This window comes from Chromobacterium sp. LK1, assembly GCF_001043555.1.
Taxonomy (GTDB): domain Bacteria; phylum Pseudomonadota; class Gammaproteobacteria; order Burkholderiales; family Chromobacteriaceae; genus Chromobacterium; species Chromobacterium aquaticum.
Map to the genome: position 1 here is coordinate 22,210 of NZ_LDUI01000038.1, position 16,923 is coordinate 39,132.

Below are 16,923 nucleotides of genomic sequence, written 5' to 3' on the forward strand. Positions count from 1 at the left end.
CTTTGCTGATAGCCAATCGGTATAATGGCCGTTCCCCGTTGGAGAACGCGTCGTGTACAAGCATCTGGAAGATTTCGTCGGCCACACCCCGCTGGTCAGACTCAAGCGCCTGCCCGGCGTCACCAGCAATACCGTGCTGGTCAAGCTGGAAGGCAATAACCCGGCGGGTTCGGTCAAGGACCGGCCGGCGTTGTCCATGATCCGCCGCGCGGAACAGCGCGGCGAGATCCGGCCGGGCGACACCCTGATCGAGCCCACCAGCGGCAACACCGGCATCGCGTTGGCGATGGCGGCGGCGATGATGGGTTACAAGATGATCCTGATCATGCCGGAGAACTCCAGCGCCGAACGGGTGCAGGCGATGCGCGCCTACGGCGCGGAAGTGATCCTGACGCCCAAGGAAGCCTCCATGCCCGGCTCCATCGACCTGGCGCGCAATATGGAAGCCGCCGGCCAGGGCCGCATCCTCGATCAATTCTCCAATCCGGACAATCCGCTGGCCCATTATGAAAGTACCGGGCCGGAAATCTGGCAGGACACCGCGGGCGGCATCACCCACTTTGTGTCCAGCATGGGCACCACCGGCACCATCATGGGCACCAGCCGCTATCTGAAGCAGCAAAACCCGGCGATCCAGATCGTGGGCGTGCATCCGGAGCCGGGCAGCCAGATCGCCGGCATCCGCAAATGGGAAGATCCCTACGTGCCCAAGATCTGCGATTTCTCGCAGCTGGACGATTTGCAGCATGTCAGCCAGCAGGAAGCGGAGGACATGGCGCGGCAACTGGCGCGCGAGGAGGGCATCCTGGCCGGGCCTTCGTCCGGCGGCGCGCTGGCGGTGGCGCTGCGCCTGTCGCGCCAGCTGGAAAACGCGGTCATCGTGTCCATCGTCTGCGACCGCGGCGATCGTTACCTGTCCACCGGCCTGTTCGGCTGAGCATCTGTCGATGATGCGCCGGAACGCAGCGTTCGCGTTTTGGCGCTGGCGTGCGGCGCATCATGCGGTTAGCATCTGGAGTCCACTATCCCAGTCACGGAGGCTCCCATGCTGCTGCACGTCGATTCCCGCTTCCTCAGCCCTTATGCGCTGTCCGCCTTCGTCGCCCTGAAAGAAAAGGGGCTGACTTTCGAGCTTTCGACCGTCCGCCTGGAAGCGCAGGCCAATCTGGCCGCCGACTACCGTCGCCAGTCGCTGACCGCCCGCGTGCCCATGCTGGAAGACGGTGAGTTCCATCTCAGTGAATCCTCGGCCATTGCCGAATACCTGGAAGACGCTTATCCCGAACGCGCGCGCCTGTATCCGCAAGAGCTGCGCCCGCGCGCCCGCGCGCGCCAGCTGCAAGCCTGGCTGCGCAGCGACCTGATGGCGCTGCGCGAAGACCGCAACACCGAAGTGGTGTTCCTGCGCCCGGCGACGGGCACGCTGGCGCCGGAAGCGCGCCAGGCGGCCGGCAAGCTGATCGCCGCGGTCGAGCAACTGCTGCCGGCCGATGGCGGCGACTTGTTCGGCGCCTGGTGTCTGGCCGACACCGATCTCGCCTTGATGCTGAAACGGCTGCAATACGACGATGTGCTGCCGCCGCGCTTGGCCGCCTACGCCGAGCGCCAATGGCGGCGGCCGGCGGTGCAGGACTGGCTGGAGCTGGGACGGCGGGCGGCGTCGGCGTGACCGGCCGAGGCCTCGCCAGGGAAGGCCGTTGAGCAGGGGCGGGGCCAGGCCCCGCCTCGGCCTCAGCGGTGGATGTCGTGAGCGACGAAGGGACGGTCCGGCGATGGCATCGCCAGCCAGTCCGGATGGCGCAGCGTGCGGCACATGTCCTGATAGCCGCTGGCCCAGTGCATGCGCATGGTCTGAGCGCCGAATTGATAGTCCTTGTGGTGGTTTTCGTACTCCTTGTCCTGGTAGATCAGGTGTATCACCTTCAACAGCCGGCCGCAGGCCAGTTCCCGCGCGCGCAGATAGGCCGGGTGCTCGCGCTGCGCCTCCGGGATCAACTCCATCAATTGCCGCAGCAGGCCGCGGTAGTTCTGCTCCCGTTTCATCATGTCGGTAATCTGGCGGGTGCGGCTGGAGTACTGGATATCCTTCTGCCGCATCGTGATCGCCTTCATGTCCGTGGGCGGCTCGCCCTTGGCGCTCCATAGATCAACCTGGAAGATCAGCGAATTCTTGCGCGGCTCGGTGGCCAGCACCTGCTGCAAGGGGGTGTTGGACACCAGGCCGCCGTCCCAGTAGTACTCGCCGTCTATCTCCACCGCCGGGAAGCCGGGCGGCAGCGCGCCGGAAGCCATGAAATGCTCGGGCCGCAGCCGTTGATGGGTATTGTCGAAATAGACGAAGTTGCCGTTGTGCAGATTGACCGCGCCCACCGACACCCGCATCTGATTGCTGTCGTTGATGCGGTCGAAATCCGCGAACCGCTCCAGCGTGCTCTTCAAGGGCGCGGTGTCGTAGACGCTGCAATTGGTCGGCAAGCGCACGGATGCGGGCCACCAGGGCCGCGGCTGGTAGAAGCCGTTCTGGCCCTCGGTCATTGCCCGCCACGCCTCCCAGTCCGACGCCAGCTCGTTCAGCTCCGTTGGCCAGGAACGGTTGTCCAGATGGCTGAACGGGCTGGGCGGCAGCATCGGCGGACGGCAGATGGTTTCCCAGAACGCGCGCAACTGCTCCACCCGCCGTTCCGGCGGATTGCCGGCGATGATGGCCGCGTTGAGCGCGCCTATGGAAATGCCGGCCACCCAGTTGGGGTGCAGATCGGCCTCGGCCAGGCCCTGGTAGACGCCGGGCTGGTAGGAGCCCAGCGCGCCGCCGCCCTGCAGCACCAGCGCCAGCACCTGGTAGCGATGATCGGGCGGCAGGCTGCGGCTCTGGTACAGGCCGTCGGCGTGCGGGCAGGCCGGGTTGTGCCGCGTCGTCATTGCATATACCAGCCGTGGCTGACGATGACGGATTGGCCGGTCAGCGCCGCGCTGGGGAAGGCGGCCAGGAACAGCGCGGTCTGGGCCACGTCTTCCACCGTGGTGAACACGCCGTCCACGGTATTGCCCAGCATCACATGCTTGACCACGTCCTCCTCGCTGATGCCCAGCTCCTTGGCCTGCTCCGGAATCTGCTTTTCCACCAGCGGCGTGCGCACGAAGCCGGGGCAGATCACATGGGCGCGCACATTGTATTCCGCGCCTTCCTTGGCCAGCACCCGGCACAGGCCCAGCAGCGCGTGCTTGGCGGTGACATAGGCGGACTTGAGCTTGGACGCCTCGTGGGAATGCACCGATCCCATATAGATCACCGTGCCGCCGCGCTTGTCCTTGTACATATGCGGCAGCGCCGCCTTGGTGGTGAGAAAGGCGCCGTCGACGTGGATGGCCTGCATTTTCTTCCAGTCGGAAAACTTGTAATCCACCAGCGGGTTGACGATCTGGATGCCGGCATTGGAAATCAGGATGTCCAGCGCGCCCAGCGCATCCACCGCCGCCTGGGTGCCGGCGTTGACGGATTCCTCATTGGTCACGTCCATCGCCACGCCCACCGCCTTGCCGCCGGCGGCCTGGATTTCCGCCGCCGTCGCCTGCGCCGCCGCCAGGTTGATGTCGGCGATGGCCACCGCCGCGCCGGCCCGGGCGTAGGTTTCCGCGATGGCCTTGCCTATGCCGCTGGCCGCGCCGGTGATCAAGGCCACTTTGCCGTTCAATTGCATGCTGCTCTCCTTCGTTGTCGAGTGGGGACGTGCCGCCGAGCGGCGTAGAGCCGGTTTACGATCCCGCGAGCCGCGCCGCGTATCGTAAACCGCTTCAATTCAGGTAATCGAATTCCACTTCGCCCAGGCCCAGGGTCAGGTCGGCGATGATGTGGCGCGCTTCCACCACTTCCAGCACCGGCAGCTCCGCCACCGGGGCCAGCGCGTGCGGAAACAGCGCCAGCGCGGCCGGGCCGCTCCAGACGCCGTGCACGGTCACGTCCTTCAGGTAGAAACGCACCAGTTCGCAGATGCGGGCGCTGCCGTCCACGTGCGGGATGATCTTCAGCAGGAAGTTGGGGGTATTGATCATGGAGCGCTGCTGCGCGCTGGCATCCAGGACCTGGTGCTTATAGCCCATGGTGGCGGTGGCCACCCGCACCGGGCCGTAGTCCAGCTCGCCCACCAGGGTATCGGTATGCACTTGCAGGCGCGGGCAGGCCAGTTTCTTGGGAAAGCCCCACAGCTCGCGGCCGCCGGCGATGGGCGGATGGTCGTTCAGATACATCGCATGGGTGTAGTTGCCGGCCACGCCGCCCAGCAGCACCGGAATCACCTGGCCGCTTTCGGTGTAGTCGCCAAAGCCGGTGGAATCCGGCATGCGGATGAATTCGAAGTTCACCAGGTCCGAGGCCGGTTGCAATGGCTCCGGCACTACCTCGCGCAGCTTGGCCGGGTCGGTGCGGTAAGTGATGATGAAGAATTCGCGGTTGGTGAAGCGGTAGGGACCGCGGGGGAAGGCGGGGTTGGTCAGCGGCATGGCGAAGGCCTGCTCGCGGATGGCGTCGATGTTCATACGTGCTTACGCTCCCTGGATGGCAATGGGTCGCGCCCGGGATGGGCGCGACCGTGCTGCTGAAGGAGCCCGCCGTCAGGAGGGGCGGGCATGAGTGCATCTGGCTTTGATGGTACAGGGAAAGAGTTCGTTACCGGTGGCTTGGTTCCGTGTCAACTGTCACTTGGAGCGGAACGGCGGCGCGAGCCGCGACGTCGCGGCGGTTTGGCGGCCGGGCGGCGCGCGTTGAGCATGGCCGCCAGCACGAAGCCATCGACAAGATCGCTGGCGAGCAGCATCGCCTGTTCCAGGCAGTCGAAGAACCCCACCCAAAAGCCCTTGGCGGCGCTGGCGTCGGCGTAGTCGATGTCGGAAGCGATCAGCCCTAGCAGGCCGTTGCCGGCGTGTTGCGGGCAGCCGTGCAGCAGGCGCAGCAGATGGGCGGCGTATTCGCGGCCCATTTCGCAGGCTTCGCCGTAATCCTGGATCGGCGGCACTTGCCAGCAGTGGATGCGCGCGCGCTGCGGCAGCCGGCGGACAAAGGGCAATACGGTGAGCGGGGGCAGGGCGGAGTATCGGGAGGACAGAGATTGGGACATAACAGGCTCCTTGCTGAAGCTGATTATGGCCACCTCCGCGCTTGCGAAGACGCGGGAGTGGGCGAGAGGTTCGCAACACGTAGCAAGCCGTGCCCCGCACCTCACGGTAGCGGGACTCTCGCCCATTGGGAAACGCTGGGCGTGACGAGTCCGCGCTTCTCAGGATGCGCGGGGGACTGCTTGCTATTTGGTGTTGCGAGCACCAGCCCGGGACTGTAATGGCGGGGCTGGCGGGTGTCAAGGCGCGGCCGGCAAAGCGGCGGCGCGCCGTGCTATGCTGTCACGGTTGCGGCGGGTGAGCCGCGGCCCGCCACCGTGCCGGCGGAGTCGGCACTTGTGTTTTGGATATACCGTATGAGCAAAAGCATCATTTCCGACATGGATGGAGTGATCTATCGGGGCAAGCAACTGATTCCGGGCGCGCGCGATTTCGTCAACCGCCTGACGCAGGAGGGTACGCCCTTCCTGTTCCTGACCAATAACGCGGAGCAGACGCCGCTGGATTTGCGCTTGAAGCTGGAGAGCCTGGGCATCAGCGGCGTGACGGAAGACAACTTCATCACCAGCGCGATGGCGACGGCGATGTTTTTGCGCAGCCAGACGCGCAAGGCGATGCCCACCGCCTATGTGGTGGGCGGCGCCGGCCTGATCAACGAGTTGTACAACGTCGGTTTTTCCATTTCCGAATCCCACCCCGATTACGTGGTGGTGGCCAAGTCGCAGACCTTCAGCTTTGAGCAGATCAAGAAGGCGGTGCGCTTCATCGACCAGGGCGCCAAGTTCATCGGCACCAATCCGGACATGATAGATCCGATCGAGGGCGGCGGTTACGAGCCGGCCGCCGGCACGCTGCTGGCCGCCATCGAGGCCGCCACCGGCAAGAAGCCCTATATCGTGGGCAAGCCTAACTCGCTGATGATGATGCTGGCCACCCGCAAGCTGGGCGTGCATCCGGAGGAGGCGGTGATGATAGGCGACCGCATGGACACCGACATCGTCGGCGGCATCGAGGCCGGCATGGGCACCGCGCTGGTGTTGTCCGGGGTGTCGTCGCGCGAGTCCATGGAGCAGTTTCCCTATCAGCCGGATTATGTGTTCGAGAGCGTGGCGGAGATCGATCCGCAAGTTTTGTAAAGTTAGGTCGCAGGCGAAAACAGGGCCGTTCCAGCTGGAACGGCCCCGTTGTTTGAGTTCTCCGCTAGGCTCGGCGCCGCGCGCGCTTATCGTGGTTCGGCCTGCTCCCGTGCCGCCGCTTCCCGCAGCTTGTCCTTCTTGCTCTTGCGTTTGCCCTTGATGCCGCCATTGCCGTCGTTTGCCGGCACGGGCGCTTCCGGCGCGGCGGCCTTGGGCTCGAAACCGGCGATGCGCTCGCGCGGCAGCCGCAAGCGCTGGCGTTTTTCTATCAATTGGAAATGCGCGGCGCAATCGGCGCTGACGAAGCTGATGGCCTCGCCGCTGGCGCCGGCGCGGCCGGTGCGGCCGATGCGGTGGGTGTAATCCACCGGCGAGCGCGGCAGGTCGTAGTTGACCACGGCCGGCAGGCGGGCGATGTCGATGCCGCGCGCGGCCACGTCGGTGGCCACCAGGACTTGCAGGCGGCCGGACTTGAGATCGGCCAGCACCTGGCCGCGCTGTCCCTGGCTGCAATCCCCATGCAGCGCGGCGGCGCGGATGCCGGCGGCCTGCAGTTTGCCGGCCACCCGGTCGGCGCTATGTCGGCTGGCCACGAAGACCAGCACGCGCTCCCAGCCATGGGTGTGCAGCAGATGGCGCAGCAGCAGGGTGCGTTGCGCCGCGTCCACCTCGATCACGCGCTGGCGGATGTCCGGCGCGGCGGCGTCGCTTGGCGTGATGTCGATGCGCTGCGGCTGATTCAGCAGTTGTTCCGCCAGCGCGCGCACCGCGGGCGGGAAGGTGGCGGAGAACAGCAGGTTCTGGCGGTAGGGCGGCAACAAGGCCAGCACGCGGTTCAATTCGTCGGCGAAGCCGAGGTCGAGCAGGCGGTCGGCTTCGTCCAGCACCAGGGTTTTGACGGCGGAAAGCCGCAGCGCATTGTGCGCCAGCAGGTCCAGCAGCCGGCCGGGCGTGGCCGCGATGATGTCGGCGCCGCCGCGCAGGGCCATCATTTGCGGATTGATGGAAACGCCGCCGAAAACCACGGCGATCTTGGGCCGGCGCGGCAGGTCCCGGGCCAGTTGGCGCAGGGTGTCGCCCACTTGCGCCGCCAGTTCCCGCGTGGGAAGCAGGATCAGCGTGTGCGTCTGACGCGGCGCGGCCTGATTGCCCGTCAGCCATTGCTGCAGCAGCGGCAGGCAGTAAGCCGCGGTTTTGCCGGAGCCGGTTTGCGCGGTGGCGAGCACATCGTGGCCTTGCAGGATGGCGGGGACGGCGGCGAGCTGGACGGCGGTGGGGGCCAGATAGCCTTGAGCGCTGGCGGCCTGGGCCAGCGCGGGCGACAGGCCCAGTGAGGTGAAGGACATGGGGAGGCTTGACGGCTAGGGTGCTTGAAGCGGCAGGAGTATCGGCGCTGTCCGCCGCCCGGTCAAGCGGGGCGTGGCGGCGGCGCCACGCGTGTTGCGCAGCGGGAAGTTCCGTTTGCGGGTACTATCTGGGCTCGCTATCAAGTTAAAGTCATACGCACATGCAAACAGAAGTCAAAGAGAAACCCCGCTATGCCCTGGTGGCCTCGGTGCAATTGCCCGATGTCAGCGATATCGAGTTCGAGGCCTCGCTCACCGAATTGAGCGAGCTGGCCAAGACCCTGGGCTTCCAAGTGGTGGGGACCTTTGTGCAAAAGCGTAACAGCTTCGACCGCACCGCCTATATGGGCGTGGGCAAGCTGGAGGAAATCAGCATGTTCGTCAATCGCGGCCTGCGCAATGACGAGCTGGATGACGCGCCGCCGGTTCTGGATGCCGGCACGGTGGAGATCGACGCCCTGCTGGTGGACCACGAAATCTCGCCGTCGCAAGCGCGCAATCTGGAGTTGGCGGTCGGCTGCGAGGTGATGGACCGCACCATGGTCATCCTGGAGATCTTCCACCGCAACGCGCGCTCGCGCGCCGCGCGGGCCCAGGTGGAAATCGCGCGTTTGGGTTATATGGCGCCGCGCTTGCGCGAGGCGGCCAAGCTGGCCGGCCCGCAAGGCCGGCAGCGCAGCGGCATGGGCGGACGCGGCGCCGGCGAATCGCATACCGAGCTGGATCGGCGCAAGGTGCGCGACCGCATCGCCGAGCTGCAGCGCGAAATCGTCGCGATGGAGTTGGAGCGCAAGACTCAGCGCGCGCGCCGGCTTGAGCGCCAGGGGCAGGGCCTGGGCGGGGTGTCGCTGGTGGGCTACACCAATGCCGGCAAGTCCACGCTGATGCGCGCCTTGACCGGCAGCGAGGTGCTGGTGGCGAATAAATTGTTCGCCACCCTGGACACCACGGTGCGCGCCATCTACCCGGAAAGCGTGCCGCGGGTGCTGGTCAGCGATACCGTCGGTTTCATCAAGAACCTGCCTCACGGTCTGGTGGCCTCGTTCAAGTCCACGCTGGAAGAAGCGCTGGACGCGGCCTTGCTGCTGCACGTGATCGACGCCAGCGATCCGGGCTTCCAGCGCCAGCTGGAAGTGACCGATGAGGTGCTGAAGGAAATCGGCGCCGACGACGTGCCGCGCATCCGGGTATTCAACAAGATAGACCATGTCGGCGACGCGGCCGCGCAGGCGGCTTGGACTGCCGAGTTGCGGCAGCGCTATCCGGACTGCGTGGTGATGAGCGCGCGCCGTCCCGAGGAAGTGGCCGAGCTGCGCGCGCAGATCGTCGCCTTTTTCCAGCGCGATCTGGAGGAGGGCGAGCTGCTGCTGCCGTGGTCGGCGCAGCAACTGCGCGGCGAGATCTACAGCCATTGCCAGGTGCTGGAAGAACGCGCGGAAGAAGAGGGGAGCTGGTTCCGCGTGCGTGGCGAGCCGGAGAAGCTGCGCAGCTTGCGCGAGCAGTTGAACCCCGGTTCTCAGGGCCGGGAAAAGGAATACTGGGAAGTCTGAACCAGGGCGCACCGGGCCTGGGCTCTGAGAACCTGTTTACGATCTGCTGCGCGTTGGCGGGATGGATAGAGATGGGCGTTGAAACCAAGCTCAAAATGCTCATGTACCAGGTGTACATTTCGCTCTTCGCTCGTTTGCGCCTTGTCTCGCTCTAGCTTGCGAGATCGTAAACAGGTCCCGAGCCCGGGCCTTTTTCATTTCACGCGAGCGAGAGACGGATGTGAGGATTGTCGAAGTCGAACTGCCGTTCCGGCAAAACCCGCAATGCCATGTCGTGACCCTGCATCAGCGGGATCAGGCCATGGCGGTGTTCGATTGTTGGGATGACGATGCCGACATCGCGCCGGGCGTGTTGGGCTGCGTGCGTTTCTACGAGGTGCTCGCGGTCAAGGTTGAGCGCCACAGCGCGCCGCTGATCCCGGACGAGCTGGAATTCGGCTCGTCCCTCTACCAAGTGCTGGAGTCGGATTGGCTGCGCGCGCACTTGCAAGCGGTGCGGGTGTGGACGCATGAAGGCCAGGATGCCGGCCGTTATCGCCATTATCTGGTGAACAGCCACGATCACCAGCTGGCGGTGCTGTGCACCGGCTACGACGCGCAACTGCGCCAGGCGTGGCTGGCCGACATCATCGGCGATTTCGAGCTTGGCTGAACGCGCCGGCTTCCGGCCGCAATCCTCTTGAGGCTGCAATGGATTTATTGAATCGGATCGCCCGCAACACATTCTTGTTGGACTTGTTTCCCTCCGGCCTGGAACAGCCCTTGTTCTTGGGGCAAATCAGCCTGGACGTGGGCGGGCGGTTGAGTTTCAAGTTGCACACCCGGCAGCGGCCGGCGATGGAGGTCCGGAAATGGGGCCAGTGGGGGCGGGACTACAATACCATCGTGATCAAGCTGTTCGCCCACGCCGACGCCGACATCCGGATCTCCAACTGGCGCGAGGCGGGTTATTGCGCGCTGCAACTGGAGGTGGACGGAGAAACATTGCGCCTGAAGCAGGCCAGCGGCGCTTTCTCGCTGGAGCTTGCCTTGTCCCATCTGCTGTTCCAGGAGTGCTCGGTCTATATGGACGGCGCGGATGAGGAGGTTGCCGATGTCTGAGGCCCTGGTGTTTTATGCTGAGATCCCCTTGTCCAACCAGGGATTCAACAAGTGGCTGGCCCGGCCGATGGCTATCGATGGCCTAGCGGTTTGCAGCGTGCTCGACGCCTTGGCCGATTACCTGGCGCAGTGCTGCGACCCCGTCGCCGGGAATGCGCTATTGTGCCGCTACCAGCGCGCAGACAAGACCCTGCAGTTCGCCGCCTGTCTGCGGGATGGCTCCAGCCGGCAGAGCCGCGATGACGCGCGCTTCCTGAAGCGATTGTGGCAGGAGCTTGTCTCTTGCCGCGGCAAGGCGGGCAAGCCTGGTGCGGTTGCGGACGCCATTGTCGACTGGTCCGAAGCGGGGCCGGGCGATGCCGGCGATCCGGCCTGGTTCCGCGAGTGGTTGCAGGCCATGCCGCTGCTGGGCGCGCCGGACAGCCAGGGCCGCTGGCTGGACCGCGAGATACTGCGCGCGCTGGCCGCCATCGACGCCGTCGCCAACGCCAGCCCTGAGCACCCGGCCAGGATAGGCTGTTTGTATACCGATGGCGTTCAGGTCTACGCCGATGTGGCCGGGAAAACCATCATGGTGGACGATGCGGAGGCAGCTGGTGGTCAAAGAATGGAATTCAGCCCGGCGCTCAGCTATGTGCTGGAAGGAGCCCAGCCCCGCTCCATGCGGGCGCTGAGCGACAGCTACTACACCGACGGCAATATCCTGTGGCACTGCAATATCTTCGCCGGTAACGCGCCGCAGGCGCTGGCGTATTGCGAGGGCCAAGCTCCCAGGCTTTATAAATTCGTCGATTCCTCGGTGGATGCGCTGATCGTGTTGGGCGACATGGCCTGGAGCGCGGCGATGGACGACAGCAAGCCGCCGCACGAGAGGTACTATGTCAAGTCTGTGGCCATCGATGGTCAGTCGTTTGCCCGGGTGGCCGGCGGCAACGACTTCCAGGACCGCTTCAGGCGCTATCGCTTCGACGAGCGCCGCGGCTTGCTGCCCTTGAACCCGCTTGAGGCGTGAGCGGCCAAGCGGGTCCTTGCCACGCGACAAGCGTTCCGCCAGTGAAGCCCGCATCTGCGTATAATCCCCGGCATGTTCTGGGCCGCGGGCGCGGCGCACGCATGATATTCCGCCGGGCCGCGAATAGTCGCGGACCGTGATTTTCCTGTTTTCTATAATTTCGTAATACCGCAATTCCCAATGATCATTCTGAAAAACGTGGTGCTGCGTCGCGGCACCAAAGTCTTGCTGGACGGCGCAACAGTCAATATCAATCCCGGTGAAAAAGTGGGCCTGGTAGGGCGCAACGGCGCGGGCAAGTCCTCGCTGTTCGCGGTATTGAACGGCAATCTGCATGAAGACGGCGGCGATTTCTCCATCCCCAGCCAATGGCGGATGGCGCAAGTGGCGCAGGACATGCCTGAGACTTCGCAGACCGCCACCGAGTTCGTGGTGGAGGGCGATACCGTGCTGCTGGCGGCGCGGCGCGAAGTGGCCGAAGCCGAGGCGGGCGAGGACTATATGCGCATGGCGCATGCCTATACCGCGTTGAACGACGCCGGCGAGCATGATGCGCCGGCGCGGGCACAGGCGCTGATCCTGGGCCTGGGCTTCAGCGTGGCCGAGCTGCAACGGCCGGTGAACAGCTTCTCCGGCGGCTGGCGCATGCGTCTGCAACTGGCGCGCGCGCTGATGTGCCCGTCCGACCTGTTGCTGCTGGACGAGCCGACCAACCACCTGGACCTGGACGCGCTGGTGTGGCTGGAGGCCTGGCTCAAGCAGTACGCCGGCACCATGGTGGTGATCAGCCATGACCGTGAATTCCTGGACGCGGTGACCGATGTCACCCTGCACATCGATCACGGCAAGCTGGTGCGCTACGGCGGCAATTACAGCAAGTTCGAGGACATGCGCGCGGAGCAGTTGATTCTGCAGCAGGCGGTGCTGGCCAAGCAGCAGGAGAAGATGGCGCACCTGCAAAAGTTCATCGACCGCTTCAAGGCCAAGGCCAGCAAGGCCAAGCAGGCGCAAAGCCGCGTCAAGGCGCTGGAACGGATGGAGAAGATCGCGCCGGTGCTGACCGAAGCCGACTTCCAGTTCGGCTTCAAGGAGCCGAGCAGCCTGCCCAACCCGATGCTGACCATGTCACAGGCTTCCTTCGGCTATCCGGCGGCGGAGGGGGCGGCGGAAGGCGCGCCGCCCACCGTGATCGTCAAGGGCGTGAACCGCTCGGTGCTGGCCGGGCAGCGCATCGGCATCCTGGGCGCCAACGGCCAGGGCAAGTCCACGCTGGTGAAAACGGTGGCCGAGGCGCTGGCGGCCACCGGCGGCGAGATCATCCGCGGCAAGGGCTTGAACATCGGTTACTTCTCGCAGCAGGAGCTGGACGTGCTGCGGCCGGAAGACGATCCGCTGCAGCATATGCTGCGCCTGGCGCGCGAAACGCCGGCGCAGCTGCGTCCGCCGGCCAACGATTGCCGCGAGCAGGGCCTGCGCAACTTCCTGGGCACCTTCAATTTCAGCGGCGACATGGTCAAGCAGGCGGTGGGCAGCATGAGCGGCGGCGAGAAGGCGCGGCTGGTGCTGTGCATGATAGTCTGGCTGCGCCCCAATCTATTGCTGCTGGACGAACCGACCAACCACCTGGACCTGGCCACGCGCGAGGCGCTGAGCGTGGCGCTGAACGAGTTCGAGGGTTCGGTGATGCTGGTCAGCCACGATCGCGCGCTGTTGCGCGCGGTCTGCGACGAGTTCTGGCTGGTGTCGCGCGGCGGCGTCAGCGACTTTGACGGCGATCTGGACGACTACCAGGTGTATTTGCTGGAAGAAGCCAAGCGCCGACGCGAAGAGGCGGCCGGCAAGCGCTAAGAACGTGTTTACGATCTCGCGAGCCAAGGCGGAAACGAGCGAAAAAGCGGAATGTACTCGTGGTACATGAGCATTTTGAGCTCGTACTCACCATGTAACGCTTCGCGACGCGCAGCAGATCGTAAACAGCTTCTAAGCCGACTGGGTTCAGGCGGTGATCATCAAGGGCAGTGTCGCCGGAACGGCGGCGCTGCCTTTTTGTTTGGCCGCCGCGCCGGCGTCGCGGACGGAAAATCCGTGGTTGACATTGAAGCGGACTTGAAGCTTAGCATGGCGCTTGCCATCACCAGCCTAAGAGCCTGTTTTCGCCTTGTCTCGCCCTTGCTCGCGAGACATTGAACAGGCTCTAGGCGGAAGGCATGGCGGAATGTTCTATTCTTCACTGGGTGTCGCCCATGCTGACTTTCAAGAGATTTGCCTTATTCGCCATGTCGCCATTGATGATGAAAACCGCCGAGGCCGAATCGGCGTCGGCGTCAGTCGCCCGCCTTGGCAAGGTGCTGTTGGTCATGACCAGCCACGATCGTTATCCGGACAGAAACGATGGCACCGGGCTGTGGCTCGCCGAGTTGACCCATGTCTACGATGTGCTGACGGCCGCCGGCTACGCGGTGGATTTCGTCAGCCCCAAGGGCGGCGCGGTGCCGCTGGACCCTCGCAGCCTGGGCTGGCCCCATGCCGACGCCGCGGTGAAGGCCCGCTTGCGCGATCCTGCCTTCATGGCGCGGCTGCAAGCGACCAGAGCGGCGGCGGACATCGATCCGGATGCCTATCTGGCCATCTTCTACACCGGAGGCCACGGCACGATGTGGGACTTCCGCGACAATCAGGCGCTCAAGCGAGCGGCGGAAAGCATCTATCGTCATGGTGGCATTGTGGCCTCGGTCTGCCATGGCGCGGCCGGGCTGCTGGAGCTTGAGGCGGACGACGGCAGGCCATTGATTGCAGGCCGCCGCGTGACCGGGTTTTCCAATCTCGAAGAAACGCTGTCCGGGGTCAAGGACCAAGTGCCCTATTGGCTGCAGAGCGAGCTGGAAGCCCGAGGCGCGCGCTACGAAAAGTCATGGCTGCCCTTCGGCAGCTTCGTGTTGACCGATGGCCGTATCGTCACCGGCCAGAACCCCGGCTCCAGCAAGGAAGTGGCGCGGGCCTTGCTGGCCGCCTTGCCGGCGGCACACTCGCGGCAAGCTGACGGTCAGCCAGGCCTGGGTCAGGACGCGCATGAAAATTGGTGAACTGGCCAAGCGCGCCGGCATGGCGGCGTCGGCGATTCGCTTCTATGAAGCCAAGGGCTTGCTGAAAATCGCCAGCCGGCAGGCGAACGGCTACCGGGATTACCCGCCGGAAGCGGTGATCTTGCTGACCATCATCGGCGATGCCCAGCAGGCCGGTTTCTCGCTGGAGGAAATCAAGCGCCTGCTGCCGGCGGATGTCTCGTCCTGGCGGCATGATGAGCTGATCGCCATCCTCAAGCGCAAGGTGGCGGATATCGAAGCGCTGGAGGCGCGCCTGGCGCACAGCAAGGCGCAGATCCAATCCCTGGTTCAGCTGATCGAGTCCAAGCCGGAAGGCATGGACTGCAAGCTCAATGCCGCGCGGGTGATGGCTGGCCTGGGCCTTGCCGTCGACAAATAGCGCGCGGCCCGGCCGCTGAATCCACGCACCTCATTCCCCACTCAAGACCTCACGAAGCATATGCAAACCATACTTGGAGCCAATGGCCAGATCGCGGTGGAACTCGCCCGCGAGCTGCACGATAACTACCGCAGCGATTTGCGGCTGGTCAGCCGCAATCCGCGTAAAGTCAACGCCAGCGATGCGCTGCTGCCCGCAAACTTGCTGGATGCCGGGCAGACGCGCGAGGCGGTCAGGGGCAGCGATCTGGTCTATTTCACCGCTGGGCTGCCGCCGGACAGCAAGCTGTGGGAGACGCAGTTCCCGCTGATGTTGAAAAACGCGTTGGACGCGTGCCGGGCGGAGGGCGCCAAGTTCGCCTATTTCGACAACACCTATATGTATCCGCAGGACGACAGAATCCTGACGGAGGAAACGCCTTTCGCGCCGATGGGCCGCAAAGGCAGGGTCAGGGCGGCGATGGCCGCCATGGTGTTGCAGGAGATGGCGCGCGGCGAGATTCCCGTGCTCATCGGGCGGGCCCCCGAGTTCTACGGGCCGGGCAATACGCAAAGCATCACCAACGCGCTGCTGTTCGACCCGCTCAAGCAGGGCCGCAGGCCGCGCGTGCCGCTGCGCGACGACACCAGAAGAACCCTGATCTGGACGCCGGACGCGAGCCGGGCGCTGGCGGCGCTGGGCAACACGCCGGACGCGTTTGGGCAGACCTGGCACTTGCCCTGCTGCGAAGACCGGCCGACCTACAGGCAACTTGCCACCATGGCGTGCGAGGCGTTCGGCAGCGAGGCCGCATACGCGCTGATCGGCAAATGGACGTTGACCGCCGTCGGCCTGTTTTCCAAGGCGGCCAGAGAGATCAGGGAATTGTTGCCCCGCTATGCAAGCGACAATCTGTTCGATTCCAGCAAATTCAAACGCCGCTTCCCTGATTTCCCGGTGACCAGCTACCAAGAAGGCATCCGTTTGATTCGGGCCGAGTTGGCTTGATGGGTGATGAGGCGGGTTTGGGCGTAGACTAGCCGTCCCAGTAAAATACCAACAGGACATTCCATGAGCGCCCTGGGCTTCAAGCAGGTCGATGTCTTCAGTTCCACGCCCCTCAAGGGCAACCCGGTTGCTGTCGTGTTCGACGCCGACGGGCTCGATGAGCGGCAGATGGCGACCTTCGCCAACTGGACCAACCTCAGCGAGACCACCTTTATTCTCCAGCCCAAGGACCCGCGGGCGGACTACCGTCTGCGTATCTTCACCACCCTGAACGAACTGCCGTTCGCCGGTCATCCAACCCTGGGCAGTTGCCACGCCTGGCTGGAGTCCGGCGGCGTGCCACAGGGGGAGGAGATCATTCAGGAATGCGCGGTTGGGCTGGTTCGGATCCGCCGCCAGGGGCGGCAGTTGGCCTTCCTGGCGCCGCCCCTGCTGCGCTCCGGACCGGTGGATGAGGAACTGCTGGAGCGGGTGCGCCTGGGCCTGCGCCTGGCGCCCGAGGCGATCATCGCCGCCCAGTGGGTCGACAACGGCGCCGGCTGGCTGGCGGTGATGCTGGCCAAGCGTCAGCAGGTGCTGGAGCTGCAACCGGACTATCCGGCGCTGAGCGGGCTGGCGGTGGGGGTGATCGCCCGCTGCGACCCGCGGCAAGACGATAGCGACGCGCAGTTCGAGGTGCGGGCCTTCATCTCCGGTGACGGCATGCCCGAAGACCCGGCCACCGGCAGCCTGAACGCCGGCATTGCCCAGTGGCTGCTGGGGGCCGGACTGGCGCCGACGCGCTACCGCGTCAGCCAGGGGCTGAGCATGGGGCGCGCCGGGTGCATCGAGGTGGAGCAGGTGGGCAATGAGGTGTGGATAGGCGGCAATGCGGTGACCTGCATTGAAGGCCGGCTGATGTTGTAGGCCAAGCCTGCGGGCCTTCGTGGCGTTCTTAGAACCTGTTTACGATCTGCTGCGCGTCGTGGAGCGTTACACGGTGAGTACAAGCTCAAAATGCTCATGTACCACTTGTACATTCCGCTTTTTCGCTCGTTTTCGCCTTGTCTCGCCCTTGCTCGCGAGCCTTTGAACAAGCCCTAGCGCCGCGCCGCAGGCAAAACCAAACCGCCGCCGGGAAGAACCGGGCGGCGGTTTTTTTATCGCATCATGCCGTTGGCGTACTGACAGGCGTCGCTTGGGGCGCGGCGCGCGATATC

The 16,923-nt window shown here is 64.9% G+C and carries 19 protein-coding genes; 12 read left to right on the top strand and 7 right to left on the bottom strand.

The annotated features are described in order from the left end of the window. Window positions 1-52 precede the first annotated feature (52 nt). Window positions 53-937 (top strand): cysteine synthase CysM, encoded by an 885-nt coding sequence (cysM, locus tag VI26_RS16755; protein ID WP_048410902.1) that lies wholly within the window; start codon window positions 53-55, stop codon window positions 935-937. Between the two features lie 108 nt (window positions 938-1,045). After that, window positions 1,046-1,669 carry a glutathione transferase gene (yfcF, locus tag VI26_RS16760; protein ID WP_048410903.1) on the top strand — a complete coding sequence of 208 codons (624 nt, stop codon included), beginning with the start codon at window positions 1,046-1,048 and terminating at the stop codon, window positions 1,667-1,669. 62 nt (window positions 1,670-1,731) lie between these two features. Here yfcF and VI26_RS16765 read toward each other — a convergent pair whose 3' ends face one another. From VI26_RS16765 to VI26_RS16780, 4 genes are all read right to left on the bottom strand, one after another. After that, window positions 1,732-2,919 carry a patatin-like phospholipase family protein gene (locus VI26_RS16765; RefSeq protein ID WP_048410904.1) on the bottom strand — a complete coding sequence of 396 codons (1,188 nt, stop codon included), beginning with the start codon at window positions 2,917-2,919 and terminating at the stop codon, window positions 1,732-1,734. Further along, window positions 2,916-3,698 carry a 3-hydroxybutyrate dehydrogenase gene (locus VI26_RS16770; RefSeq protein WP_048410905.1) on the bottom strand — a complete coding sequence of 261 codons (783 nt, stop codon included), beginning with the start codon at window positions 3,696-3,698 and terminating at the stop codon, window positions 2,916-2,918. The genes VI26_RS16765 and VI26_RS16770 overlap by 4 nt, the downstream gene beginning before the upstream one ends. Before the next feature lie 94 nt (window positions 3,699-3,792). Continuing rightward, on the bottom strand, window positions 3,793-4,533 hold the full coding sequence (locus VI26_RS16775) for an acetoacetate decarboxylase (protein WP_048410906.1): 741 nt from the start codon (window positions 4,531-4,533) through the stop codon (window positions 3,793-3,795). Window positions 4,534-4,685: 152 nt separating this feature from the next. After that, window positions 4,686-5,111, bottom strand: a complete 426-nt coding sequence (locus tag VI26_RS16780) for a hypothetical protein (protein ID WP_048410907.1) — start codon at window positions 5,109-5,111, stop codon at window positions 4,686-4,688. Window positions 5,112-5,465: 354 nt separating this feature from the next. Here VI26_RS16780 and VI26_RS16785 point away from each other — a divergent pair, with 354 nt between their 5' ends. Next, window positions 5,466-6,245: an HAD-IIA family hydrolase gene (locus tag VI26_RS16785; protein ID WP_048410908.1), complete on the top strand. Its 780-nt coding sequence runs from the start codon at window positions 5,466-5,468 to the stop codon at window positions 6,243-6,245. 86 nt (window positions 6,246-6,331) lie between these two features. Here the strand turns inward: VI26_RS16785 and VI26_RS16790 are convergent, their stop codons facing one another. Further along, window positions 6,332-7,591: a DEAD/DEAH box helicase gene (locus VI26_RS16790; protein ID WP_197081508.1), complete on the bottom strand. Its 1,260-nt coding sequence runs from the start codon at window positions 7,589-7,591 to the stop codon at window positions 6,332-6,334. Window positions 7,592-7,752: 161 nt separating this feature from the next. Here VI26_RS16790 and hflX point away from each other — a divergent pair, with 161 nt between their 5' ends. The 5 genes from hflX to VI26_RS16815 all read left to right on the top strand — a co-directional run bounded on the left by hflX (window position 7,753) and on the right by VI26_RS16815 (window position 13,102). Continuing rightward, window positions 7,753-9,141, top strand: coding sequence for a GTPase HflX (hflX, locus tag VI26_RS16795; RefSeq protein ID WP_048410909.1), 1,389 nt, complete (start codon window positions 7,753-7,755; stop codon window positions 9,139-9,141). A gap of 220 nt (window positions 9,142-9,361) precedes the next feature. Further along, complete coding sequence (locus tag VI26_RS16800; protein WP_053074473.1) at window positions 9,362-9,793, top strand: hypothetical protein; 432 nt, start codon at window positions 9,362-9,364, stop codon at window positions 9,791-9,793. Between the two features lie 38 nt (window positions 9,794-9,831). Then, window positions 9,832-10,242: a hypothetical protein gene (locus tag VI26_RS23325; RefSeq protein WP_053074474.1), complete on the top strand. Its 411-nt coding sequence runs from the start codon at window positions 9,832-9,834 to the stop codon at window positions 10,240-10,242. Continuing rightward, on the top strand, window positions 10,235-11,254 hold the full coding sequence (locus VI26_RS16810) for a hypothetical protein (protein WP_048410910.1): 1,020 nt from the start codon (window positions 10,235-10,237) through the stop codon (window positions 11,252-11,254). The genes VI26_RS23325 and VI26_RS16810 overlap by 8 nt, the downstream gene beginning before the upstream one ends. Before the next feature lie 180 nt (window positions 11,255-11,434). After that, window positions 11,435-13,102, top strand: coding sequence for an ABC-F family ATP-binding cassette domain-containing protein (locus tag VI26_RS16815; protein WP_048410911.1), 1,668 nt, complete (start codon window positions 11,435-11,437; stop codon window positions 13,100-13,102). A gap of 379 nt (window positions 13,103-13,481) precedes the next feature. Here VI26_RS16815 and VI26_RS25170 read toward each other — a convergent pair whose 3' ends face one another. Continuing rightward, entirely contained in the window at window positions 13,482-13,613 is a 132-nt protein-coding gene (locus VI26_RS25170; protein WP_255360816.1) for a hypothetical protein, read from the bottom strand. Between VI26_RS25170 and VI26_RS16820 the strand changes: the two genes are divergently transcribed. The 4 genes from VI26_RS16820 to VI26_RS16835 all read left to right on the top strand — a co-directional run bounded on the left by VI26_RS16820 (window position 13,612) and on the right by VI26_RS16835 (window position 16,630). Next, complete coding sequence (locus VI26_RS16820; RefSeq protein WP_197081509.1) at window positions 13,612-14,337, top strand: type 1 glutamine amidotransferase domain-containing protein; 726 nt, start codon at window positions 13,612-13,614, stop codon at window positions 14,335-14,337. The genes VI26_RS25170 and VI26_RS16820 overlap by 2 nt on opposite strands. Next, the gene (locus VI26_RS16825; protein WP_048410913.1) at window positions 14,324-14,737 is read left to right on the top strand and encodes a MerR family transcriptional regulator; all 414 of its coding nucleotides are present in this window, start codon (window positions 14,324-14,326) and stop codon (window positions 14,735-14,737) included. Before VI26_RS16820 ends, VI26_RS16825 begins: the two co-directional genes overlap by 14 nt. Before the next feature lie 60 nt (window positions 14,738-14,797). Further along, entirely contained in the window at window positions 14,798-15,724 is a 927-nt protein-coding gene (locus VI26_RS16830) for an NAD-dependent epimerase/dehydratase family protein (protein ID WP_048410914.1), read from the top strand. A gap of 63 nt (window positions 15,725-15,787) precedes the next feature. Further along, entirely contained in the window at window positions 15,788-16,630 is an 843-nt protein-coding gene (locus VI26_RS16835) for a PhzF family phenazine biosynthesis protein (protein ID WP_048410915.1), read from the top strand. Between the two features lie 66 nt (window positions 16,631-16,696). On the opposite strand, the gene VI26_RS25045 is transcribed toward VI26_RS16835, so the two are convergent. Next, window positions 16,697-16,923 (bottom strand): hypothetical protein (locus tag VI26_RS25045; protein WP_231581037.1); only part of this gene is annotated, 227 nt, incomplete at its 5' end.

Coding starts and splice junctions, on each gene's coding strand:
- yfcF (WP_048410903.1), top strand. CDS start 1,046: ATGCTGCTGCACGTCGATTCCCGCTTCCTCAGCCCTTATGCGCTGTCC.
- VI26_RS16765 (WP_048410904.1), bottom strand. CDS start 2,919: ATGACGACGCGGCACAACCCGGCCTGCCCGCACGCCGACGGCCTGTAC.
- VI26_RS16770 (WP_048410905.1), bottom strand. CDS start 3,698: ATGCAATTGAACGGCAAAGTGGCCTTGATCACCGGCGCGGCCAGCGGC.
- VI26_RS16775 (WP_048410906.1), bottom strand. CDS start 4,533: ATGAACATCGACGCCATCCGCGAGCAGGCCTTCGCCATGCCGCTGACC.
- VI26_RS16780 (WP_048410907.1), bottom strand. CDS start 5,111: ATGTCCCAATCTCTGTCCTCCCGATACTCCGCCCTGCCCCCGCTCACC.
- VI26_RS16785 (WP_048410908.1), top strand. CDS start 5,466: ATGAGCAAAAGCATCATTTCCGACATGGATGGAGTGATCTATCGGGGC.
- VI26_RS16790 (WP_197081508.1), bottom strand. CDS start 7,591: ATGTCCTTCACCTCACTGGGCCTGTCGCCCGCGCTGGCCCAGGCCGCC.
- hflX (WP_048410909.1), top strand. CDS start 7,753: ATGCAAACAGAAGTCAAAGAGAAACCCCGCTATGCCCTGGTGGCCTCG.
- VI26_RS23325 (WP_053074474.1), top strand. CDS start 9,832: ATGGATTTATTGAATCGGATCGCCCGCAACACATTCTTGTTGGACTTG.
- VI26_RS16810 (WP_048410910.1), top strand. CDS start 10,235: ATGTCTGAGGCCCTGGTGTTTTATGCTGAGATCCCCTTGTCCAACCAG.
- VI26_RS16815 (WP_048410911.1), top strand. CDS start 11,435: ATGATCATTCTGAAAAACGTGGTGCTGCGTCGCGGCACCAAAGTCTTG.
- VI26_RS16820 (WP_197081509.1), top strand. CDS start 13,612: ATGACCAGCCACGATCGTTATCCGGACAGAAACGATGGCACCGGGCTG.
- VI26_RS25170 (WP_255360816.1), bottom strand. CDS start 13,613: ATGACCAACAGCACCTTGCCAAGGCGGGCGACTGACGCCGACGCCGAT.
- VI26_RS16825 (WP_048410913.1), top strand. CDS start 14,324: ATGAAAATTGGTGAACTGGCCAAGCGCGCCGGCATGGCGGCGTCGGCG.
- VI26_RS16830 (WP_048410914.1), top strand. CDS start 14,798: ATGCAAACCATACTTGGAGCCAATGGCCAGATCGCGGTGGAACTCGCC.
- VI26_RS16835 (WP_048410915.1), top strand. CDS start 15,788: ATGAGCGCCCTGGGCTTCAAGCAGGTCGATGTCTTCAGTTCCACGCCC.